The organism is Terrabacter terrigena, assembly GCF_042676085.1.
In the GTDB taxonomy this organism is placed as follows: domain Bacteria; phylum Actinomycetota; class Actinomycetes; order Actinomycetales; family Dermatophilaceae; genus Terrabacter; species Terrabacter terrigena.
The window spans coordinates 111,751-130,701 of record NZ_JBHTKH010000008.1 but is presented as its reverse complement, the minus strand read 5'-3'; the positions used below and the strand labels follow the sequence as shown (position 1 = coordinate 130,701).

Annotated in this window: 18 protein-coding genes and 1 other RNA gene; 4 read left to right on the top strand and 15 right to left on the bottom strand. The window is 70.8% G+C overall.

Annotation, left to right across the window (positions count from 1 at the left end):
* Positions 1–59 precede the first annotated feature (59 nt).
* The gene (locus ACFQ2V_RS13660) at positions 60–437 is read left to right on the top strand and encodes a DUF4333 domain-containing protein (protein WP_386053338.1); all 378 of its coding nucleotides are present in this window, start codon (positions 60–62) and stop codon (positions 435–437) included.
* Positions 438–477: 40 nt separating this feature from the next.
* Here ACFQ2V_RS13660 and ssrA read toward each other — a convergent pair.
* Positions 478–844: a transfer-messenger RNA gene (gene ssrA, locus ACFQ2V_RS13655) on the bottom strand.
* A 220-nt stretch (positions 845–1,064) separates the two neighbouring features.
* On the opposite strand from ssrA, the gene ACFQ2V_RS13650 reads away from it, so the two are divergent.
* Entirely contained in the window at positions 1,065–4,439 is a 3,375-nt protein-coding gene (locus ACFQ2V_RS13650) for a pyruvate carboxylase (RefSeq protein WP_386053336.1), read from the top strand.
* Positions 4,440–4,659: 220 nt separating this feature from the next.
* Positions 4,660–5,187, top strand: a complete 528-nt coding sequence (locus ACFQ2V_RS13645; protein ID WP_386053334.1) for a hypothetical protein — start codon at positions 4,660–4,662, stop codon at positions 5,185–5,187.
* A gap of 9 nt (positions 5,188–5,196) precedes the next feature.
* Here ACFQ2V_RS13645 and ligD read toward each other — a convergent pair whose 3' ends face one another.
* The 8 genes from ligD to prfB all read right to left on the bottom strand — a co-directional run bounded on the left by ligD (position 5,197) and on the right by prfB (position 14,594).
* Complete coding sequence (ligD, locus tag ACFQ2V_RS13640) at positions 5,197–6,828, bottom strand: non-homologous end-joining DNA ligase (protein ID WP_386053333.1); 1,632 nt, start codon at positions 6,826–6,828, stop codon at positions 5,197–5,199.
* 54 nt (positions 6,829–6,882) lie between these two features.
* On the bottom strand, positions 6,883–8,841 hold the full coding sequence (locus ACFQ2V_RS13635) for a DUF2207 domain-containing protein (RefSeq protein ID WP_386053332.1): 1,959 nt from the start codon (positions 8,839–8,841) through the stop codon (positions 6,883–6,885).
* Positions 8,842–8,929: 88 nt separating this feature from the next.
* Positions 8,930–9,403, bottom strand: coding sequence for an SsrA-binding protein SmpB (smpB, locus tag ACFQ2V_RS13630; protein ID WP_386053330.1), 474 nt, complete (start codon positions 9,401–9,403; stop codon positions 8,930–8,932).
* Positions 9,404–9,528: 125 nt separating this feature from the next.
* Complete coding sequence (locus ACFQ2V_RS13625; RefSeq protein ID WP_386053329.1) at positions 9,529–11,034, bottom strand: peptidoglycan DD-metalloendopeptidase family protein; 1,506 nt, start codon at positions 11,032–11,034, stop codon at positions 9,529–9,531.
* A gap of 77 nt (positions 11,035–11,111) precedes the next feature.
* Positions 11,112–12,017: a permease-like cell division protein FtsX gene (gene ftsX, locus ACFQ2V_RS13620; protein ID WP_386053327.1), complete on the bottom strand. Its 906-nt coding sequence runs from the start codon at positions 12,015–12,017 to the stop codon at positions 11,112–11,114.
* 24 nt (positions 12,018–12,041) lie between these two features.
* Positions 12,042–12,959, bottom strand: coding sequence for a cell division ATP-binding protein FtsE (ftsE, locus tag ACFQ2V_RS13615; protein WP_386053326.1), 918 nt, complete (start codon positions 12,957–12,959; stop codon positions 12,042–12,044).
* Between the two features lie 188 nt (positions 12,960–13,147).
* The gene (locus ACFQ2V_RS13610) at positions 13,148–13,321 is read right to left on the bottom strand and encodes a hypothetical protein (protein WP_386053324.1); all 174 of its coding nucleotides are present in this window, start codon (positions 13,319–13,321) and stop codon (positions 13,148–13,150) included.
* 160 nt (positions 13,322–13,481) lie between these two features.
* Positions 13,482–14,594, bottom strand: coding sequence for a peptide chain release factor 2 (gene prfB, locus ACFQ2V_RS13605; RefSeq protein WP_386053322.1), 1,113 nt, complete (start codon positions 14,592–14,594; stop codon positions 13,482–13,484).
* Positions 14,595–14,775: 181 nt separating this feature from the next.
* Here prfB and ACFQ2V_RS13600 point away from each other — a divergent pair, with 181 nt between their 5' ends.
* Positions 14,776–15,705: a hypothetical protein gene (locus ACFQ2V_RS13600; RefSeq protein ID WP_386053320.1), complete on the top strand. Its 930-nt coding sequence runs from the start codon at positions 14,776–14,778 to the stop codon at positions 15,703–15,705.
* Between the two features lie 96 nt (positions 15,706–15,801).
* On the opposite strand, the gene ACFQ2V_RS13595 is transcribed toward ACFQ2V_RS13600, so the two are convergent.
* From ACFQ2V_RS13595 to ACFQ2V_RS13570, 6 genes are all read right to left on the bottom strand, one after another.
* Positions 15,802–16,341, bottom strand: a complete 540-nt coding sequence (locus ACFQ2V_RS13595) for a matrixin family metalloprotease (protein WP_386053318.1) — start codon at positions 16,339–16,341, stop codon at positions 15,802–15,804.
* A 201-nt stretch (positions 16,342–16,542) separates the two neighbouring features.
* Entirely contained in the window at positions 16,543–17,001 is a 459-nt protein-coding gene (locus ACFQ2V_RS13590) for a lamin tail domain-containing protein (protein WP_386053316.1), read from the bottom strand.
* 201 nt (positions 17,002–17,202) lie between these two features.
* The gene (locus ACFQ2V_RS13585; RefSeq protein WP_386053314.1) at positions 17,203–17,730 is read right to left on the bottom strand and encodes a pilus assembly protein TadG-related protein; all 528 of its coding nucleotides are present in this window, start codon (positions 17,728–17,730) and stop codon (positions 17,203–17,205) included.
* Entirely contained in the window at positions 17,727–18,218 is a 492-nt protein-coding gene (locus ACFQ2V_RS13580) for a pilus assembly protein (RefSeq protein ID WP_386053313.1), read from the bottom strand. The genes ACFQ2V_RS13585 and ACFQ2V_RS13580 overlap by 4 nt, the downstream gene beginning before the upstream one ends.
* Complete coding sequence (locus tag ACFQ2V_RS13575; RefSeq protein WP_386053400.1) at positions 18,215–18,589, bottom strand: TadE family protein; 375 nt, start codon at positions 18,587–18,589, stop codon at positions 18,215–18,217. Before ACFQ2V_RS13575 ends, ACFQ2V_RS13580 begins: the two co-directional genes overlap by 4 nt.
* 116 nt (positions 18,590–18,705) lie before the next feature.
* The gene (locus ACFQ2V_RS13570; RefSeq protein WP_386053311.1) at positions 18,706–18,918 is read right to left on the bottom strand and encodes a hypothetical protein; all 213 of its coding nucleotides are present in this window, start codon (positions 18,916–18,918) and stop codon (positions 18,706–18,708) included.
* Between the last annotated feature and the right edge of the window lie 33 nt (positions 18,919–18,951).

Genomic DNA, 18,951 nt, shown 5'->3' with positions numbered 1-18,951 from the left:
CTTGAGTCCGATGTGGGGCGCCGGGGGGAGCGGCGCCGGGACGACGCGGGGAGGCACGTATGCGTGGTCGGACGCACAAGGACGCGGTGGCGGTGGCCGTCGGCGTGGGGGCCCTCTGCGCGTCGGCGCTCGGCGCCTGCTCACAGGGCTCCCCGAGTGCTGCCCCCACAGTCACCACCACGGTGACGGCCGCGCCGTCGGTCATCGTGTTCAACCCGGCGACGAGCGGCAAGGCGCTGGCCGCCCGGATCATGGCCCGTGCCAAGGCGAACGCGCCGTCCGACAAGGTCTCGGGTGTGACGTGCGCGAACTTCCCGAACCTCAAGGTCGGCACGCACACCGACTGCCACATGACGCTCAACGGCCAGAAGGTGACCGTGCGGGCGACCTTCACGAAGGCCGACGGGCACTACGTGCTGACGCGCGTCACGTCGTGACACAGCAAGGTGGTGACAGCGTGACGTGGCCACCACGAGGTGGTGGAGGTGGCGGGAATTGAACCCGCGTCCGATGACGAGAGACCAGGACTTCTCCGGGTGCAGTGCGCTACGGCTTTTCTCGGCCCCAGGGCTCGCACGCACGCGTCCCCTGACAGGCCCAGTTGAGTAAGAGTCCCGCGCAGCCCCCCAACATGACCACGCAGCAAGTTTCCTAGCTGATGCCAGGCACTGAGTCGGAAACTAGCTCAGGCTGACAGACTTCGGGGCTCGCTCAGGCGGCGAGGGCGAAGTCGGTGCGCTTGGAATTGGCACCTATTGTTTTGCAAGGAGCGTTAACGAGATAACCCTGCATCCTCGACCCGCTTCCCCTGGTGTGTCGACCACCGTCGAAACCGATCACCCCCATGGGGGTGTCCACGTCACGCTGTTCACTTCTCAACCTGCAGCTCCACCGGGGTGGAGTCCACAGTATGCAGCAGGAACGTCCGGCGGGTCCAAGCCATTCCCGGCTCCCGAAGCAGGCATCCCGCCCGTCGTCGCCCGTGCTCGCCGGCAGCCGCCCGCCACTAGGCTGCGGGACGTGGTCGTCGTGGACCACCGAGCTGCCCCGACCCTGGAGGTCCGATGTTCCGCAAGGTTCTCGTCGCCAACCGAGGCGAGATCGCCGTCCGGGCGTTCCGGGCCGCGACCGAGCTCGGCGCCCGCACGGTCGCCGTCTTCCCCTACGAGGACCGCAAGAGCGAGCACCGCCTCAAGGCCGACGAGGCGTACCAGATCGGCGAGGAGGGGCATCCGGTCCGGGCCTACCTCGACCACGAGGCGATCGTCGCGCAGGCCGTCGAGGCCGGCGCCGACGCCATCTACCCCGGCTACGGGTTCCTCTCGGAGAACCCCCTGCTCGCCGAGGCGTGCGACGCGGCGGGCATCACCTTCATCGGGCCGCCGGCCTCGGTGCTGCACCTGACCGGCAACAAGGCACGCGCCATCGCGGCTGCCCGGGAAGCCGGGCTGCCCACCCTCCGGGGCTCCGAGCCCGGCACCGACCTCGACGCGCTCGAGGCCTCCGCCGACGAGATCGGCTTCCCGGTCTTCGTCAAGGCCGTCAGCGGTGGCGGCGGCCGCGGGATGCGCCGCGTCGAGACCAGGGAGGCGCTGCGCGACGCCCTCGAGGCCGCACAGCGTGAGGCCGAGTCGGCCTTCGGCGACCCGACGCTCTACCTCGAGGAGGCGGTCGTCGACCCCCGCCACATCGAGGTGCAGGTCCTCGCCGACGGCACCGGCGAGACCGTCCACCTCTTCGAGCGCGACTGCTCGCTCCAGCGCCGCCACCAGAAGGTCGTCGAGATCGCGCCGGCGCCCAACCTCGACCCCTCGCTCCGCGACGCCATGTGCGCCGACGCGGTCGCGTTCGCCCGGTCGATCGGCTACGTCAACGCCGGCACGGTCGAGTTCCTTCTCGGAGAGGACGGGCGCTACGTCTTCATCGAGATGAACCCGCGCATCCAGGTCGAGCACACGGTCACCGAGGAGGTCACCGACATCGACCTCGTCGTCATGCAGATGCAGATCGCGTCAGGCGAGACGTTCGCCACCCTCGGGCTGCGCCAGGACGACATCCGCACCAAGGGCTTCGCGCTGCAGTGCCGCATCACGACCGAGGACCCCGCCAACGGGTTCCGTCCCGACGCGGGCACCATCACCGTCTACCGCTCGGCGGGCGGAAGCGGGGTCCGACTCGACGGCGGCACCGTGTTCGTCGGCGCCGAGGTCAGCGCTCACTTCGACTCGATGCTCGTCAAGCTCACCTGCCGCGGCATGACGTTCCCGATCGCCGTCCGGCGCGCCCAGCGTGCGCTGGCCGAGTTCCGCATCCGCGGCGTCTCGACGAACATCCCGTTCCTCGAGGCGGTGCTCAGCGACCCCGTGTTCCAGCAGGGCCTCGCGACGACGTCGTTCATCGACCAGCGCCCCGAGCTGTTGGCCGCCCGCGTCAGCGCGGACCGCGCCACCAAGCTGCTCACCTACCTCGCCGACGTCACGGTCAACCAGCCGAACGGACCCGTCACGACGCGAATCCGCCCGCGCCACAAGCTCCCCCAGCTGCCGGACGTCCCCCTGCCGCAGGGTTCGCGCGACCGCCTCAAGGCCGACGGGCCGGCCGCCTTCGCGCAGGCGCTGCGCGAGGCCAACGACGTGGCGGTCACCGACACCACCTTCCGCGACGCCCATCAGTCGCTCCTCGCCACCCGCATGCGCACCCGGGACCTGCTGCACGTCGCCCGGCACGTGGCGCACCTGACACCGCAGCTGCTGTCGATGGAGGCCTGGGGCGGCGCGACCTACGACGTCGCCCTGCGCTTCCTCGCCGAGGACCCGTGGGAGCGGCTCGCGGCGCTGCGCGAGGCGATGCCCAACATCCCCCTGCAGATGCTCCTCCGAGGCCGCAACACGGTCGGCTACACGCCCTATCCCACCGCAGTCACCGACGCGTTCGTGCGCGAGGCTGCGGCGACGGGCCTCGACATCTTCCGCATCTTCGACTCCCTCAACGACGTGTCGCAGATGCGCCCGGCCGTCGAGGCCGTGCTCGGCACGGGGACCGCAGTCGCGGAGGTGGCGCTCTGCTACACCGGCAACCTGATGTCGCCGGGAGAGAAGCTCTACACGCTCGACTACTACCTGCGCCTCGCCGAGCAGATCGTCGCGACCGGCGCCCACGTGCTCGCCATCAAGGACATGGCCGGCCTGCTGCGCGCGCCCGCCGCCGCCCGCCTCGTCACGGCCCTGCGTGAGCGCTTCGACCTGCCGGTGCACCTGCACACCCATGACACCGCCGGCGGGCAGATCGGCACGCTGCTCGCGGCCATCGACGCCGGGGTCGACGCCGTCGACGCCGCGACGGCGACGATGGCCGGCACCACGAGCCAGCCCGCACTGTCGGCCCTGGTCGCGGCCACCGACGACACCGCCCGGCCGACGGGCCTCGACATCGAGAAGGTGTTCGCCCTCGAGCCGTACTGGGAGGCGGTACGCCACCTCTACAAGCCGTTCGAGTCCGGCCTCGACTCCCCCACCGGCCGCGTGTACTTCCACGAGATCCCGGGTGGTCAGCTGAGCAACCTGCGCCAGCAGGCGATCGCCCTCGGCCTCGGCGACCGCTTCGAGGCCGTCGAGGACATGTATGCCGCCGCGAACCGCATCCTGGGCAACATCGTCAAGGTGACGCCGAGCTCCAAGGTGGTCGGTGACCTCGCGCTGGCGCTGGTCGGCGCGGGCGCCGACCCGAAGGACTTCGAGGACGACCCGCAGAAGTACGACATCCCCGACTCGGTCATCGGGTTCCTCAACGGCGAGCTCGGCGACCCGCCCGGTGGCTGGCCCGAGCCGTTCCGCACGAAGGCGCTCGCGGGCCGCCGGTCCAGGCCGCGCCTGACCGAGCTGACCCCTCAGCAGGAGCGCGACCTCGAGGAGTCGCCGCGGCGCACGCTCAACCAGCTGCTCTTCCCGGGGCCGACGTCGGAGTTCGAGGGCTCGCGCGAGTCCTACGGCGACCTCTCGGTGCTCGGCACGGTCGAGTTCCTCCACGGCCTCGAGCAGGGCGAGGAGTACGAGGTCGAGATCGAGCAGGGCAAGCGGCTGCTCATCGGCGTCCAGTCCGTCGGCGAGGCCGACCCGAAGGGCATGCGTACCGTCATGTGCACCCTCAACGGACAGTTCCGTCCCATCCAGGTGCGCGACCGGTCGGTGGAGGCCGATGTGAAGTCCGCCGAGAAGGCCGACCCCGGCGCGAAGGGCCAGGTGGCTGCTCCGTTCGCCGGCGTGGTGACCCTCGCCGTGGCCCAGGGCGACACGGTCGAGGCCGGAGGGGTCGTCGCCACCATCGAGGCCATGAAGATGGAGGCCAACATCACCAGCCCGTCCGGCGGCACGGTCTCGCGCGTGGCGATCGGCACGCACCAGCAGGTCGAGGGGGGTGACCTGCTGGTCGTCATCGGCTGACCCGCGCCGCGACGGCCGGGCGAGGCAGGGCGAGGCCGGGCGAGCGCAGACCTGACCGGGATACCTGCGGTTCCGGTGTGGCGGCCTCCCACGCGTGGGTACGCTCGAACGGTCGGGACATCTGGGCAGGTGCGTGATGGTCGGTCGTCAGCAGCCGAGGAGGTCCGCAGCCGGCTCGGGGCGCGGACCGGGGCTGAGCGCGGCCGGCTGGGCGTTGGTCATGGCACTCTGTGCCCTGGCCATCACCGGCGGCGTCAGCGTGCTGACGCGCCTGCTGCCGCCCGCGGCCACGGCTCCGGACACGCCGCCCGCCGTGTCGTCGAACGTCGCCACTGCCGCCTCGAGCTCCGGGACCCAGGCCGAGGACGCCGTCCTGACACCGGCGCCCGCTCCGGTTGCGGCGCCCCGGCCGGCAGCCCTCGAGCAGCTGACCGGCACCTGGACCGGCGTCGTGCGACTCGGTGCCCGGCGCCTGCCGATGACCCTGGTCGTGACGAGCTCGTGCACCGAGGGCCACGACTGCGGCACCTTGTCGACCGACTCGCCCGCCTGCGTCGGCAACCTCACCCTCGTGAGGGTGCAGGACGGCCCGGTCTTCGAGTTCGGGGTCCGGACGTACGCTCCCGGCAGCTCGCCGGACTGCCGACCCCATGAGGACGGCGAGCTCTTCGTGCTGGGCGACGGCGTGCTCGCCTACCGCTCCACGTTCGGGCCGGGCTCGGCCGGCCGGCTCACCCGCGTGCCCTAGCCGCCGCGGTCAGTGGAGCCGGGGCAGGACCTGCGCGTGGTCCAGGACCCCGCGAAAGAGGTCGCCCCGCTCGTCCAACCGGTCGAGCACGGTGCGCACGGTCCAGCGGTCGGGTCGCAGGTCCGGGTCGTCGAGCTCGTCCCAGCTGATGGGCGCCGACACGGGTGCACCGGCAGCCGGCCGCGGACTGTACGGCGCGACGAGAGTCTTGTTGACGGCGTTCTGCGTGTAGTCGAGCCGAGCGCGGCCACCGCGCCGGCGCTTCTCCCACTTCCAGCTGACGAGGCCGGGCAGCACCGCGCCGACGGTGCGCGAGACGCGTTCGACCCACTCCCGCGTCTCGTCGAAGCTGGGTCCGCGCCGGATCGGCACCCAGACCTGCACGCCCCGCCTCCCGGTCACCTTCGGGTACGCGCGCACCCCCACGTGCTCGAAGGCGGTGCGGTGCAGCCTCGCCAGGTCGAGCACCTCCTCCCATGACGTGTCGTCGCCGGGGTCGATGTCGAACAGGGCATGGTCGGGCCGCTCCGGTGCAGCCGTCGACGACGTCCACGGGTGCCATTCCAGCGCGCCGAACTGCGCAGCCCAGACCAGGGCAGCAGGCTCGTCGGCGACCAGGTAGGTGCGCGCCTCCCCCGGGTCTGCGGCCGGGTTGTCCCAGCGAGGCAACCACTCGGGCGCGCGAGGGGGAACCTCCTTGTGCCAGAAGCCTTTCGCGTCAGAGCCGTCCGGGTAGCGGTGCAGGTTCAGTGCCCGGCCGCGAAGGTAGGGCAGCAGCACCGGCGCGATGCGCGCCGTGTAGGCGAGCAGCTCCCGCTTCGTGACCGGGGCCTGCCCACCCCGCCCGGGGAAGAGGACCTTGTCGAGGTTGGTCACGCGCAGTGTCCGGTCGAAGACCGTCCACCGGCCCTCGGACCTGAGCTCGCCGAGCTCGGACAGCTCCTCGTCACGCAGAGCCCGCGTCGCCGGTGCGCCCAGCCGGTGCAGGGCCGTCGCAGCCGGCTCGTCGGAGCGCCACTCGGCGTCCGGGGCGGCCTTCACCTCCTCGTTGGTGCGACCGCTGAGGACGGACGTCCGCAGCACGTCCGCGTCCCACCCCGACACGGCATACGCGTCGTGCTTGTGCACGAGCAGCCACTGCTCCTTGCCAGACCCACCTGACCCTATGGGGCCACCCGAAGCGCTGTCACGTCGAACCAGCGCGAAGCGGCCCACGAGCCTCTCGCCCATGAGGTCCAGGTGCAGCTCGCCCCGACGCACTGCTGCTCCGGGGTCGTCGGTGCCGTGCGGCTCCCACGAGCCGCGGTCCCAGACGATGACGTCGCCGCCGCCGTACTCTCCCGCAGGGATCACCCCCTCGAACCACTCGTACTCCATGGGATGGTCCTCGACGTGGACGGCGAGCCGCCGGGCGTCCGGGTCGAGCGTCGGCCCCTTCGGAACCGCCCAGCTGACGAGCACGCCTTCGATCTCGAGACGGAAGTCGTAGTGCAGCCGTCGAGCACGGTGACGCTGCACGACGAACCGTCGGCGTCCGGAGGCGTCCGGCTCGGGAACTGCGCCCGCGGGTTCGGTCGTGCGCGTGAAGTCGCGCTTGAGCCGGTAGGGCTCGAGGGGGTCGGTCGTCCGGGCTGTCGCCATGCCGTGCCCTTACCCGGGTCCGGCCTCGCGTTCGGCGGGGCGGGCGTCCGCCGCCTACCAGGACCCGGACGACGAGCCGCCGCCACCGCCGCCGGAGAAGCCGCCACCGCCCGAGAAGCCCGACGAGCCCGACGACCCCGGCGTCGAGGTGAACGTGCCCGTCGACGTCGTCGAGAAGGAGTCGACGCCGTCGGCGATGCTCGTGAAGTCCGGGAACGTGCTGCCGCTCCAGACGTACCAGGTCGGCATGACGAGCGGCTGGTTCGCGGCCTCTGCCGCCCGCGCCACGTCGGCGAACGTCTTTGCCCACCGGTCGGCGACACCGAACACGACGGCATACGGCAGGTAGCGGCTGAAGATGTTGCTGGCCTCCTCGAACTCGATCTGCCCCGCCTCGGCCGTCGTGAGGTACTCCTTGAACCCGAGCGACTGAGCGAGCACGGCGGAGCCCTCGGCCGTCTTGGACGCCATGCGACCGCCCAGGAACCACACGATGAGGCCGGAGAGGACCAGGCCGACCCCGAGCGCGATGCCGCCGGTGAAGCCGCCGCCGAGCACCGCGCTCAGGGCGGGACGGCCGTAGAAGATCACGAGCCCGCCGAGCACCGCGATGACGAGACCGAGGCCCTGCCAGACGCCGCGCTGGGTCTGCGGCGACGACCGGAACCAGCCGCGCGTCACGACCTCCTTGTACATCTCCGACTGGATGCGCTTGAGGGTGCTCGCGAAGGTGTTCTTGAGCTCGGAGAGGCGCACCGTGTCGCCACGGCTCGAGAAGACACCGTCGAGCAGCTGGCGCTCGTAGGGCAGCAGGCGCTCGCCGGCCGGCGGCGCGAGACGGGTGAGGGTCCAGTCGGTGCGGCTGAACATGCCGCCGGAGTCGTTCTCCTCGATGCGCAGGAAGCCACGCACGGCGAGGTCGATGAGCGTCGCCGAGACGTCGATCGGGTTGGCGGTCTCGTCGATGATCGTGCCGACCATGCCGGGCTGCACACCCTTCGGCGGCTGGAACTGCACCGCGGTGGTGGTGGACCCGCCGCGGACGGTCGCAGCGCTCGGCGTGCCGTCGCCCGTGGCGCCGGTGCCGAACGACGGGGTGAGGCCCGGGGTGAGGTCGGCGTAGCGCTCGTCGCGACCGCGGGTCCACACGAGGGTGCCCATGACCGCCAGTGCGAGCACCGGGGCACCGATGCCGCCGAGCCAGGCGGCGGCGTTGGCCGCAGGGGCTGCCGCGGACCCGACCGACGAGCCCGAGCTGCCCTGGCGCACGTCGGGCCGCACGTCGCCGAACGCCGACGCGGGGTAGGAGGCGAGCACCGACATGGCCTCGCCCGCCGTGAGGCCCTGGGCGGAGAACCGTGCCGGGTCGCCCGACGCGGCCTGGCACGGGGTGTCGGACCGGGTCACGCCCTGGTAGCAGGCGACCTTCGTCGATCCGGTCGGGGCGTTGACCGTGACCGAGACCCGATCGCGCTCGGTCAGCTCGTTGGGCCCGAAGACGTTGTAGTAGAGCTCCACCGTGTCGGCCGGCGCCGTACCCGTCACAGGCTGGCCGTCGGCCGTGATGGGGTTCAGCACGTCGTGCAGCGTGTAGTGGATCTCGTAGACCTGGGTACCGCTCGTGAGCTCATCGGCCGAGCCGATGCGGATCTCCTTGGAGGCACCGTTGTCGCTCACCCGGAAGGCGTCCGGAGCACCGCTGGGGCTCGAGACGTCGACGTCGGTGAGGTCGAAGTAGCGGTAGCGGTCCTGCTCGTCGTTCCATCCCATGCGTACGACGATGTTGCGGAAGATGCCGTGCTTCTCCGCGCCGCTCGGAAACCGCCACGTGATGGTCTCGGTGACCTTCATGCTGCCGTCGGGCTGGAGGTCGTACACCGCGGCGAAGGAGTCCATGCCCTCGTCGCCGGCCGCACGGGCGCTCGCTCCGGGTCCGGCCAGCAGGACTGCGGCGGCCAGCAGGAACGCCAGGACTGCCAGGCGCCTGCCGCGCCTCACGCTCGATCCGCTCATCGGGTCCCTCCAGGTCGTTGTCCCTGCATCCTGACACCGGACGCGCAACGGGTGCGCGAGGTTCCGACGGGGCCGGACAGACCCCGCGTCAGCGACGCCGGTTCGCGGCGCTCATGGCCCTGTCGGCCTCGCGTCGGTCCTGGCGCTCACGCAGGGCGTGCCGCTTGTCGTACTCCTTCTTGCCGGTCGCGATCGCGATCTCGACCTTGGCGCGGCCGTCCTTGAAGTACAGGGACAGCGGCACGATGGTGCGCCCGCTCTCGCGGGTCTTGTGGGCGATCTTCTCGAGCTCGGCGCGGTGCAGGAGCAGCTTGCGCTTGCGGCGGGGCGCGTGGTTGTTCCACGTGCCGTTGAGGTACTCGGGGATGTGGACGTTCTCGAGGTAGAGCTCGTCACCGGTGAACATCGCGAAGCCGTCGACGAGCGAGGCCCGACCCATGCGCAGGGCCTTGACCTCCGTGCCGGACAGGACGATGCCCGCCTCGAAGGTGTCGTCGATGAGGTAGTCGTGTCGGGCCTTGCGGTTGCTCGCGACGAGCGACCGCCCCTTCTCCTTGGGCACCGGACCGTCCTTCCGACATCGGGGCTGCGCGGGTCTGCCTGGCCGCGGGCGCGGTCGGCGGACCAACGCTACCCCGAACGCGCACGCTTCTCAGAGCCGGTTTCGGGGTCTCGCGGCGCCTGGGGTCAGAGCCACCGGCGGGGGTTGACCGGTGTGCCGTCCTCGTACGTGCCGAAGTGCAGGTGGCAGCCGGTCGAGTAGCCAGTGGTGCCGGAGTAGCCGATGAGCTGGCCACGGCTCACGCTGCCGCCGAACTTCACGATGCTCGAGAGGTGGTTGTAGCTCGTGACGAGGTCGACGCCGCGGTGGATGCCGTGGTCGATGAGGACCTGGTTGCCCCACCCGCTCGCGCGCCAGCCCGCACGGATGACCTCACCCGGCGCCGCGGCGTACACGGGTGTGCCGCACGCGATGCCCCAGTCGAGACCGTCGTGGAGCATCCACTTCTGCAGCACGGGGTGCCAGCGCATGCCGAACCCGGAGGTCGTCGGCCCGTTGGCGGGGTAGCTGAGGTAGTTCGACGGGGTGTTGTCGTTGTTCTGCACCGGCGGCGGGGTCCTGGGCACGTAGACCTGACCGCGCTTCTTGGCAGCGGCCGCCTTGGCGCGCTCGGCGCGGATCTTGGCCGCCCGCTCGGCACGCAGCCTGGCCAGGCGCTTCTGCTCGGCGATGCGGGCCTGTCGGGCGCGCTCGACGAGGACCGCCTGCAGGCGCGCCGACTCGGCGCGCGCGGCGGAGAGCTCGGCGGCCTCGCTCTTGCGCTGGACCGCGAGGTCGGCGGCGTAGGTCGACTGCTTCGACTTGAGCTGGTCGAGCTGCGTCTTGGCGGCCGCGGCGTTCTGGGCCGCCGTGATGGCGTTGTTCTTGGCGACGATCGCCTGGTTCTTGGCCTCGGTCGCGGCGGCTGCCGCCGCCTCGGCACCGCGTAGGGCCGCCTCGGCCTGGCGCTTCAGGTCGGCGATCTCGCCACGCACCGAGCTGAGGTAGGACCTGGTCGAGGTGTTGTCGGCCGTCATCGCCGCGAGCTTGTCGATGGTGTCGCTCGCGACGGCGCTGGCCGTGTCGGCCATGATGAGGCGGTTGGCGAAGTCCTGCGGGGACGTCGACCCGAAGACCATGCCGAGCTGGGACTCCTGCCCCGAGCCCTGGAAGACCTCGGCCGCGTAGGAGTCGAGGGCGTCCTGGCTCGACACTAGGTCGGTCGCGCTCCTGGTCAGACGCTCCTTGGCGCGCTGCTCGTTGGCCTGCGCGACGGCGAGCTTCTGCGCCACCTCCTCGTTGTGCGCCCGCGCCCTGGCCTCGGCATCGATCGCGCGGGCTTCGGTGGCCTCGGCGGCGACCTGCGCGGCCTGGGCGCGCGTCTGGGTGGCCTGTGCGGAGAGGACGCGCTGCTGCGCGATGGGGAGGGCTGCGTTGGTGCGCTCGAGGTTGACGTAGGCGCGGGCGAGGGCGGCGTTGGTGCCCTCGAGCTGCTGGCCCAGCGAAGCGATGCGCTTGTCGTTGCGCTTCTTCTGGTCGGAGACCGAGTCGGCCCGCGCGGCGAGGCCCGTGCCGACCGAGACCGTGCACGCGACGACGAGGCCGACGGCCGTGAGACTGGTCGCGGGCCTGCGCAGGGGATCAAACCTCATGAGCCACATATGTGACATTGGTACCACACGCCACTCGCGTTGGGGAGGGTTCGGCACGAATGTGCCGGTTGACGGCGTCAGACGCGCAGATAGCGGCGCAGCGTCACCCAGGAGGTGAGGCTCGACAGGACGACCACCCCGAGGACGACGAACGGGGCGACGTAGAACACGTCGGCCACCCCGATGAACGCGGTGTCGGTGAGCGTCTGGCTCAGGAAGCCGACGACGCCGTAGCGCACCGTGGCCCAGAGCATGCCCATGGCGAGCACCGCTCCGAGCACGCTCGACAGGACCGTCTCCATGACGAACGGGAAGCGGATCGTGAAGTTCGAGGCTCCGACGAGGCGCATGATGCCGGTCTCGCGGCGCCGGCTGAAGGCGGTCTGCCGGATCGTCGTGGAGATGAGCATGACCGCCGCCAGCACCATGAGCGACGACAGGGCGATGGCGGCCCACGAGACGGTGTTCATGAAGGTGAAGAACTTCTCGAGGAGCTTCTTCTGGTCCTGCACGTCGGCTACGCCGGGCATGCCCTTGATCGAGCTCGCGACGACGTCGAACTTGCCGGCGTCGTTGAGGTTCACGCGGTACGAGTCGGCGAAGTAGGACTCCCCCGCCCGTGCGAGCGGTGAGTTCTTGTAGGTCTGCTTGAACCGCTCGTACGCCTCGTCGCGCGACTCGTAGTAGACCTCCTTCACCGTCGGCTTCAGCGCGTCCAGCTCGGCCTTGATCGCCTCGCGCTGGGCCTCGGTGGTCGGCTCACCCGCACAGTTGGTGAAGCGGGTCTTCTCGGCGCACAGCAGGACCGTGACCTGGACGCGGTCGTACCAGTAGTCCTTCATGGTGTCGACCTGCCGCTGACCCATCAGACCGAGGCCGAGAAGGTACATCGAGATCATCGTGACGATGACGACCGACACGGCCATGGACAGGTTGCGCCGCAGGCCGTTGCCGATCTCACCGAGGAGGAACTGGAATCGCATGTCGTGTCAGGCTCCGTCTCGCGGTCAGCGGTCGCTCGTCTGGACGGCCTTGTGCCGGCGGAAGATTCCGCCGCGCGGCCGCGGCTCGTCGGCGTCACGGCCGATGGGCGGCAGGGCGTCGGGGTCGTCGTCGAGGTCGCTCTCGCCGTATGCCGTCGGGTCGGCGTCGTCGTAGCCGTCGGCCACGTCGGGCGCCTCGGCGGCCATGGGCCGGGGTGCCGCGGCCGGCTCGTCGTCGAGCCGGATTCGCGGGATGGAGCCGGTCGTGTAGTCGCCCGCCTCCATGTCGCTGACGAGCACCCCACGGTCGAGGCGGACGACGCGCTTGCGCATGGCGTTGACGGTCACGGTGTCGTGGGTGGCCATCACGACGGTCGTGCCCGTGCGGTTGATGCGGTCGAGCAGCTGCACGATGCCGAGGCTCGTGTCGGGGTCGAGGTTGCCCGTGGGCTCGTCGGCGAGCAGGACCGGCGGCCGGTTGACGAAGGCGCGCGCGATCGCGACCCGCTGCTGCTCACCGCCGGACAGCTGGTGCGGCAGGCGCTTCTCCATGCCGGCGAGCCCGACGAGCTCGAGGGTCTCGGGGACCGTCTGGCGGATGCGGGCGCGACTGCTGCCGAGCACCTGCAGGGCATAGGCGACGTTCTGGAAGACCGTCTTGTTGGGCAGCAGGCGGAAGTCCTGGAAGACGCAGCCGATCTCGCGGCGCAGCGCCGGGACCTTGCGCTCGGGCAGCCGGTCGAGCTCGCGCCCGGCGACGAGGATGCGTCCGCGGGTCGCGTCCTGCTCCTTCATGACGAGCTGCATCATGGTCGACTTGCCCGAGCCGGACGTGCCGACGACGAAGGCGAACTCACCGCGGGGGATCTCGAGGCTGACGTCGTCGAGAGCCGGACGGGTGGTGCGCGGGTAGGTCTTCGTCACGTTCTCGAAGAGGATCATGCGTCGGGCCTCGACTCGTACTGGACTGCAGCGGGACAGCGGCTGGGCTGGGCGCCCACCTGGCGGCACACGTCGGCGACGGCATACGTGGGCGGGCGCGCAGGACCGCCTCCGAGGCTACGGGCCACCGGGTCGAAACCCGTGGAAAACGTGCGTGCCGGGCGTGGCGTCACCAGATGGTGCGGCGGTCAGCAGACGAAGGTGCTGAGGCCCTGCGCGGACTCACCGCCCGGGCGGGCCAGCTCGCCCCAGCCCTGCGTGCAGAGCGCACTGATGCGCAGCGGCGCCGAGAAGCTCAGCTGCTGGCGCAGGGCGCCGGTGAAGGACCCCCCGCGTCTCCGGCTCGCCGCGGACGGCGACACCCGCCATCGAGCGGTAGGCCGTGCCGCGCGAGGGGCACTGGTCCCGCACGTAGACCGAGGTGACGTTCATCCGACATGGGCGGAGCCTCCCGGGTGGAGCCGATGACGCGACCCCACGAGTGCTGAAGGCTCCAGCCCGCCGAAACGGGCACGCGGGCCGTCAGGCCTGTCGGCGGTTCTCGCCGATCTGCCACCGGATGCCGGCCTCGATGAAGCCGTCGATGTCGCCGTCGAAGACCGCGGCAGGATTGCCCGTCTCGAACTCGGTGCGGAGGTCCTTGACCATCTGGTACGGGTTGAGGACGTACGAGCGCATCTGGTCGCCCCAGCTCGCCTTGACGTCGCCCGCCATCTCCTTCTTGACCGCGGCCTCCTCGGCCTTGCGCTGCAGGAGCAGTCGCGACTGCAGCACGCGCAGCGCGGCGGCGCGGTTCTGGATCTGGCTCTTCTCGTTCTGCATCGACACGACGATGCCGGTCGGCAGGTGCGTCATGCGCACGGCCGAGTCGGTCGTGTTGACGCTCTGGCCGCCCGGGCCGCTCGAGCGGAAGACGTCGATCTTCAGCTCGTTCTCGGGGATCTCGATGGAGTCGTCGCTCTCGATGAGCGGGATCACCTCGACCGCGGCGAAGCTGGTCTGGCGACGGCCCTGGTTGTCGAAGGGGCTGATGCGCACGAGGCGATGGGTGCCGCCCTCGACCGAGAGGTGACCGAAGGCGTACGGCACGTTGACCTCGAAGGTGGCGGACTTGAGGCCGGCCTCCTCGGCGTACGAGGTGTCCATGACCTTGGTCGGGTAGCCGTGGCGCTCGGCCCAGCGCAGGTACATCCGCATGAGCATCTCGGCGAAGTCGGCGGCGTCGACGCCGCCGGCGCCGGCGCGGATCGTCACGACGGCCTCGCGCTCGTCGTACTCTCCGGAGAGGAGGGTGCGGACCTCGAGCTCGCCGACGTCCTTGCGCAGGGCGTCGAGCTCGCGCTCGGCCTCGTCGAGGGTGGCCTGGTCGCTCTCCTCCTGCCCCATCTCGACGAGGGTCTCGAGGTCCTCGATGCGGGCGTCCATGGTGACGACACGGTCGCGCTCGGAGTTGGCACGGCTCAGGGCGCTGGTCACCTGCTGGGCCTGGTCGGGGTCGTCCCAGAGGTCGGGGGCGGAGGCCTGCTTCTCGAGGTCGGCGATGGTCACGCCCAAGGCGTCGAGGTCGGTGACCCCACGCACGGAATCCATCGTCGCGCGCAGTTCCTTGATCTCTTGCGTGAAGTCAACAGCCACGATCGAACAGCCTACGGCAGCGCGGCGCCTGCCGTGCACGGCCGGGCGCGGCCAGGGTATGGAGCGGCGCTGCGGCGAGCAGTCCTGCCCATTGCCTCCGGCGTCGTCGTGGGTCAGGATGCGCACACCGGGTGAGCACCGGGCCGCCCGGGTCGTCAGGGAACAGGGGAAGGACAGGGGTATGCGCATCCGTGCTGCGCTCGTGCGGCTCGTCGCCGTCGCGGGCCTCATCGCTCCGATGGGAGTCGTCACCGCCACGTCGTCCGAGGCTGCGGTGACGTGCCCTCCGCGGCTGGGGCTGACGTGGTTCACCAACAACTTCGACGCGGGGACGACCATCCCCTACACGAACACCGACTACGTCTCGCAGGGCCTGGCCTACTGGCCGGCGAAGGACTGGCTCATCACGTCTCTGAGCGACGACACGTGGCTGCCGGGCAGGAACATCCTCGCGGTGAAGAACCGCTCCACGGGCACCCTCGTCAAGAAGGTCTTCGTCCAGTACACCAACGGTGCGGAGATCGAGGGGCACATGGGCGGCGTCTCCGTCGCCGGCGGCAGCCTGCTGCTGTCGACGAGCTCCGGTGGCAGGAACCTCTTCCGGTTCTCGCTGCGTGCGCTCGAGCTGGCGCCCCACAACACGGCGCTCAAGACCAACGGCTCGTGGTCGGTCAAGGCCAGCTCGTACAACACCGCCGCGGGCGGCTACCTCTACGTCGGAAGCTTCAGCGACGCCCTCAACGGCAGCTCCACGATGTGGCGATACAAGCTGACCTCGACGCAGGCTCCCACGGGCGCCCCTGTGGCGATCAGCACGCCGACGCGGGTCCAGGGGGCCGTCGTCGCCGACGGTCAGTACATCTTCAGCACGTCCTACGGACGAAGCTGCTACAGCCGGCTGAAGTTCAGGAAGATCGGCTCGAGCACCTACGGGCGCCCGATCGAGATCCCGCCGATGAGCGAGGGCATCGTCAACGTTCCGCGCGGCGCGGCGGGGCCGGCCGGCGACTGGGTCTACGTCAACTTCGAGTCGGGCTCCGACCAGTACAAGGACGCGACGATGCGCCAGTTCCGCTTCCAGCACGCCTACCTGACGGCACTCACCCCGTGACGTCCTGACGGCGCACGGCACACACCCGCACACGACGACGGGCCCGCGGGATCCGCGGGCCCGTCGTCAATGGGGCCACGTTCCTGCCGGACCGACCTACCTGTAGTTGCCGGCCATCCACTTCAGGTCGTCCCTGGTCGGGCTCGACAGCGTCGACGACGAGCTGGTGTAGGAGTACATCGCGCTCCTGCTCGACGTGGAGTGGGGCAGGCCGCCGCAGTGGCCGAGCTCGTGGATCGCCAGCTGCTGGCCACCCGTGAGAGTGGCCCACGAGGGCGCGAGGTGGACGGTGCACGACGTGATGACGCCGCCGCTGCTCACCGGGCTGGCGTCGCCGATCGCACCGAAGATCGACGAGTCCTCGGCGACGACGGTGATGTTGGCCCGGGCCGGGTCGCTCGTGGTGACGACGTTCCACCCGGAGGTGCGCCACTCGCCCACCGCCTCGGCGATGCGGAACCAGTTGCCGCCACCGGTCGAGTCGTAGACGACCGCCTGGGTGGCCCAGCGGCCCAGGTAGGGCGCCGCCGTCGGGGCTGTCGGCGCCGGCTTGGCGGCCTGCGAGGGGGCGGCGGCGCCGAGGGCGATGCCCGCTGCTCCGGCCGCTGCGAGTGCGACGAGGACGATCCGCTTCATGTGCCTGCTCCTGCTCGGGACGCCGCGCGCGCCGGGTGGCATTGGCGCTGTTTGTCCAAATTATCGACTTCGTCCGAACCTGAGGCATTTTTGACGATCTCTTGACCTTTCGGGGCGCTCCGGTGGACGCCACACCGCGCGACGGAACGACGACGGCCCACCCCGCGGGCGGGGTGGGCCGTCGTTCGCGTCTGCGCGTCGTCAGCAGTACTTCGCGCTGCCGGAGCTCGTCCACGAGCAGGTGTCGACCGTCGTGCCGGCCGCCGTCTTGAGGTATGCCGTGTCGCCGGAGTTGTTCCAGACGTACCACGAGTAGTTGTAGTACCGGTTCGCCGTCGTGGCCGTGCCGCGGCCGGTGCGGACCGTCACGGTGGCGCCGGCCTTGAGCGTGAAGGCCGGGAACTTGTACGTGTAGCCCGTCTTGTCGCGCAGCGTCCATCCCGTGATCGACCGGTTGGTGCGCGTCGTGTTCTTGATGACGACGTACTCCGAGTTGAGGCTCGTGTTGCTGCCGGTGTCGGCCCCCGGGGAGTTGTACTGGACCTTGTAGATCATGATCGCCGGCAGGGCCTGGGCCGAGCTGGCGGCGGCGATGGGGGCGGCCACGGCGAGGCCGAGGCCGGCGGCCGCGACAAAGGCCTTCTTGACGTACGCGTACATGTGTTTCCTTCGTCCGTGCGGCTCGGCGGCCGCGTCACATACCAGTGGCGCCGTCCGTCGGACGGCGCCACGGTTCCCTGTCCCGACGCACCGCACCGGCCAGGCTTGGACGTGCTGGGACGGCGCGGGCGTCACACGGAGGTTACGACCGCGGCGGCGGCGGCGTGGTCGTTTCGGACGAAATGCCGTTGGGCCCCCGCCTCAGGCCAGCGGCGACCGGGCGCGCGAGGTGACGGTGATCGTCACGCTGCCACCGAGGGACTCGAGGACCCACCCGCTCATGGGCAGGGTGGCAGTCCCCCGGAGGGTCACCACGGCGGTGGCCCCGTCGGACGTGCCCGTGTCGGGGACCACGGACCACGACGTGATGCCCGGCGGCAGCGGAGTGCGGGCGAGGTGCTGGCGTGCCGCGCGCGCCACGGACTCGTCGGTGACTGAGAGCCGGTCGAGGACCCCCTCCTCGTACGCGACCCGCTCGTCGAGCGCGTCCGCGGCGTCGAGGGCTGCCGCGTCGGCCGTGTCGAGCAGGCGCATCCGGGCCAGCTGCGCAGCGGTGACGTCGACGGCACCCAGGACGAGGAGGGTCACGAGGACGAAGAGCCCGAGCACGAGCACGCCGATCTGCCCCTCGTCGGCGCGGCCTCGAGCCAGGACCCGGCACAGGAGGCCGCGCCGGCGGGGCCGGCCGTGGCCGACGGGGGCGACCCGGTCGGCATACGTCCTCGTCATCGCGCGACGAACCTGTCGACGGACGCCACGTGCGTCGAGCTGACTGTGACCGACGAGGGCACGTGGTCGGCGATGAGATCGGGCACGAGGGGCAGCTGCACCTCGATGCTTGCCACGGACGTCACCGCCCCGTCGGGGCGCAGGCACGGCGTGCCGTCGCAGCTCACGGCGACCGCCGCGCCCCGGTCGAACGAGAAGTCGCGGAAGGCCAGCGCTGCCGCCGCACGCGCCCGGGCCAGGCCGTCGTCGTCGGACCGCGCGGTGACGAAGGCCCGGCCCGCCTCGCGACCGGCGAGGGAGGCCGAGAACGATGCTGCCTGGATGCGCGCTGCCGTGAGGACGAGATACGTCAGCGGCAGCAGGAGCAGGATGCCGAGGAAGATGAACTCGATGATCGCTCGTCCGTCGTCGGTCGCGTGCAGGCTCGGCGAGCCGTGCCCGGTGCGACGGCGCGCGACACGGGCCACGAGCTGCTCCGGGCGTGTCACGGATTCGCTCCCGCGACGACCTGCTCCTCGCTGAACGCGCGCCCGGAGACCGTGAGCAGGCCCGCCGGCCCCACGGGTCCGATGACGGGAAGCGGTGCCGTCACCCTGACCTCGACGACACGCACCCCGGAGGCAGTCACCGACCGCTCCGCGCTCACGTCCTGCGCGAACGAGCGGTTGAGCGACGTCGTGATGAGCGCCTCGGTGCGAGCGACGCCGTCACCCGGCGAGGCGTCGGCACGAGCGCCGTAGCGTGCGCCTTCGGACGCCGCCGAGATGAGCGTGTTGCGCACGTAGAGCGCCAGCCCCAGCTGGAAGACCCCCATGGCCACGAGGAGCAGCAGGGCCGCGACCATCACGAACTCCGGGATGGCGGAACCCCGGTCTCTCGTCGGGCACGGGGACGCGTGCGGGTGAGCCCGCTCGGCCCGCTCGGCACGCGCCACCAGTGCCGCTGGGGACGGGAGCGTGCCGAGAAGTCGACGCCTCACGGGCCCTTGACGTTGGAGATGGCGTCGCTGAAGAGCTGCCCGAGCTGCGGACCCGCGATGGCCCAGAGTGCCGTGACGAGCCCGGCCGTCATGATCGTGATCAGGACCCAGCCGGGCACGTCGCCGCGGTCGCGGGGGCCGGCGATGCGGTGGCCGGCCGCGGCGAGGACCGCCCGGGCACGGGCCTGGGTGGCGAGAATGCGGTTCATGTCGTTCTCCCTGTGATCGGTGTGGTGGTGTGC

What these genes read in the sequence shown, in the direction of transcription:
- ACFQ2V_RS13660 (WP_386053338.1), top strand. Translation starts at nt 60, where the DNA reads ATGCGTGGTCGGACGCACAAGGACGCGGTGGCGGTGGCCGTCGGCGTG.
- ACFQ2V_RS13570 (WP_386053311.1), bottom strand. Translation starts at nt 18,918, where the DNA reads ATGAACCGCATTCTCGCCACCCAGGCCCGTGCCCGGGCGGTCCTCGCC.
- ligD (WP_386053333.1), bottom strand. Translation starts at nt 6,828, where the DNA reads ATGGCGACAGCCCGGACGACCGACCCCCTCGAGCCCTACCGGCTCAAG.
- ACFQ2V_RS13635 (WP_386053332.1), bottom strand. Translation starts at nt 8,841, where the DNA reads ATGAGCGGATCGAGCGTGAGGCGCGGCAGGCGCCTGGCAGTCCTGGCG.
- ACFQ2V_RS13585 (WP_386053314.1), bottom strand. Translation starts at nt 17,730, where the DNA reads ATGACGAGGACGTATGCCGACCGGGTCGCCCCCGTCGGCCACGGCCGG.
- ACFQ2V_RS13590 (WP_386053316.1), bottom strand. Translation starts at nt 17,001, where the DNA reads ATGTACGCGTACGTCAAGAAGGCCTTTGTCGCGGCCGCCGGCCTCGGC.
- ftsE (WP_386053326.1), bottom strand. Translation starts at nt 12,959, where the DNA reads ATGATCCTCTTCGAGAACGTGACGAAGACCTACCCGCGCACCACCCGT.
- ACFQ2V_RS13625 (WP_386053329.1), bottom strand. Translation starts at nt 11,034, where the DNA reads ATGAGGTTTGATCCCCTGCGCAGGCCCGCGACCAGTCTCACGGCCGTC.
- ftsX (WP_386053327.1), bottom strand. Translation starts at nt 12,017, where the DNA reads ATGCGATTCCAGTTCCTCCTCGGTGAGATCGGCAACGGCCTGCGGCGC.
- ACFQ2V_RS13595 (WP_386053318.1), bottom strand. Translation starts at nt 16,341, where the DNA reads ATGAAGCGGATCGTCCTCGTCGCACTCGCAGCGGCCGGAGCAGCGGGC.
- ACFQ2V_RS13650 (WP_386053336.1), top strand. Translation starts at nt 1,065, where the DNA reads ATGTTCCGCAAGGTTCTCGTCGCCAACCGAGGCGAGATCGCCGTCCGG.
- ACFQ2V_RS13645 (WP_386053334.1), top strand. Translation starts at nt 4,660, where the DNA reads ATGGCACTCTGTGCCCTGGCCATCACCGGCGGCGTCAGCGTGCTGACG.
- ACFQ2V_RS13600 (WP_386053320.1), top strand. Translation starts at nt 14,776, where the DNA reads ATGCGCATCCGTGCTGCGCTCGTGCGGCTCGTCGCCGTCGCGGGCCTC.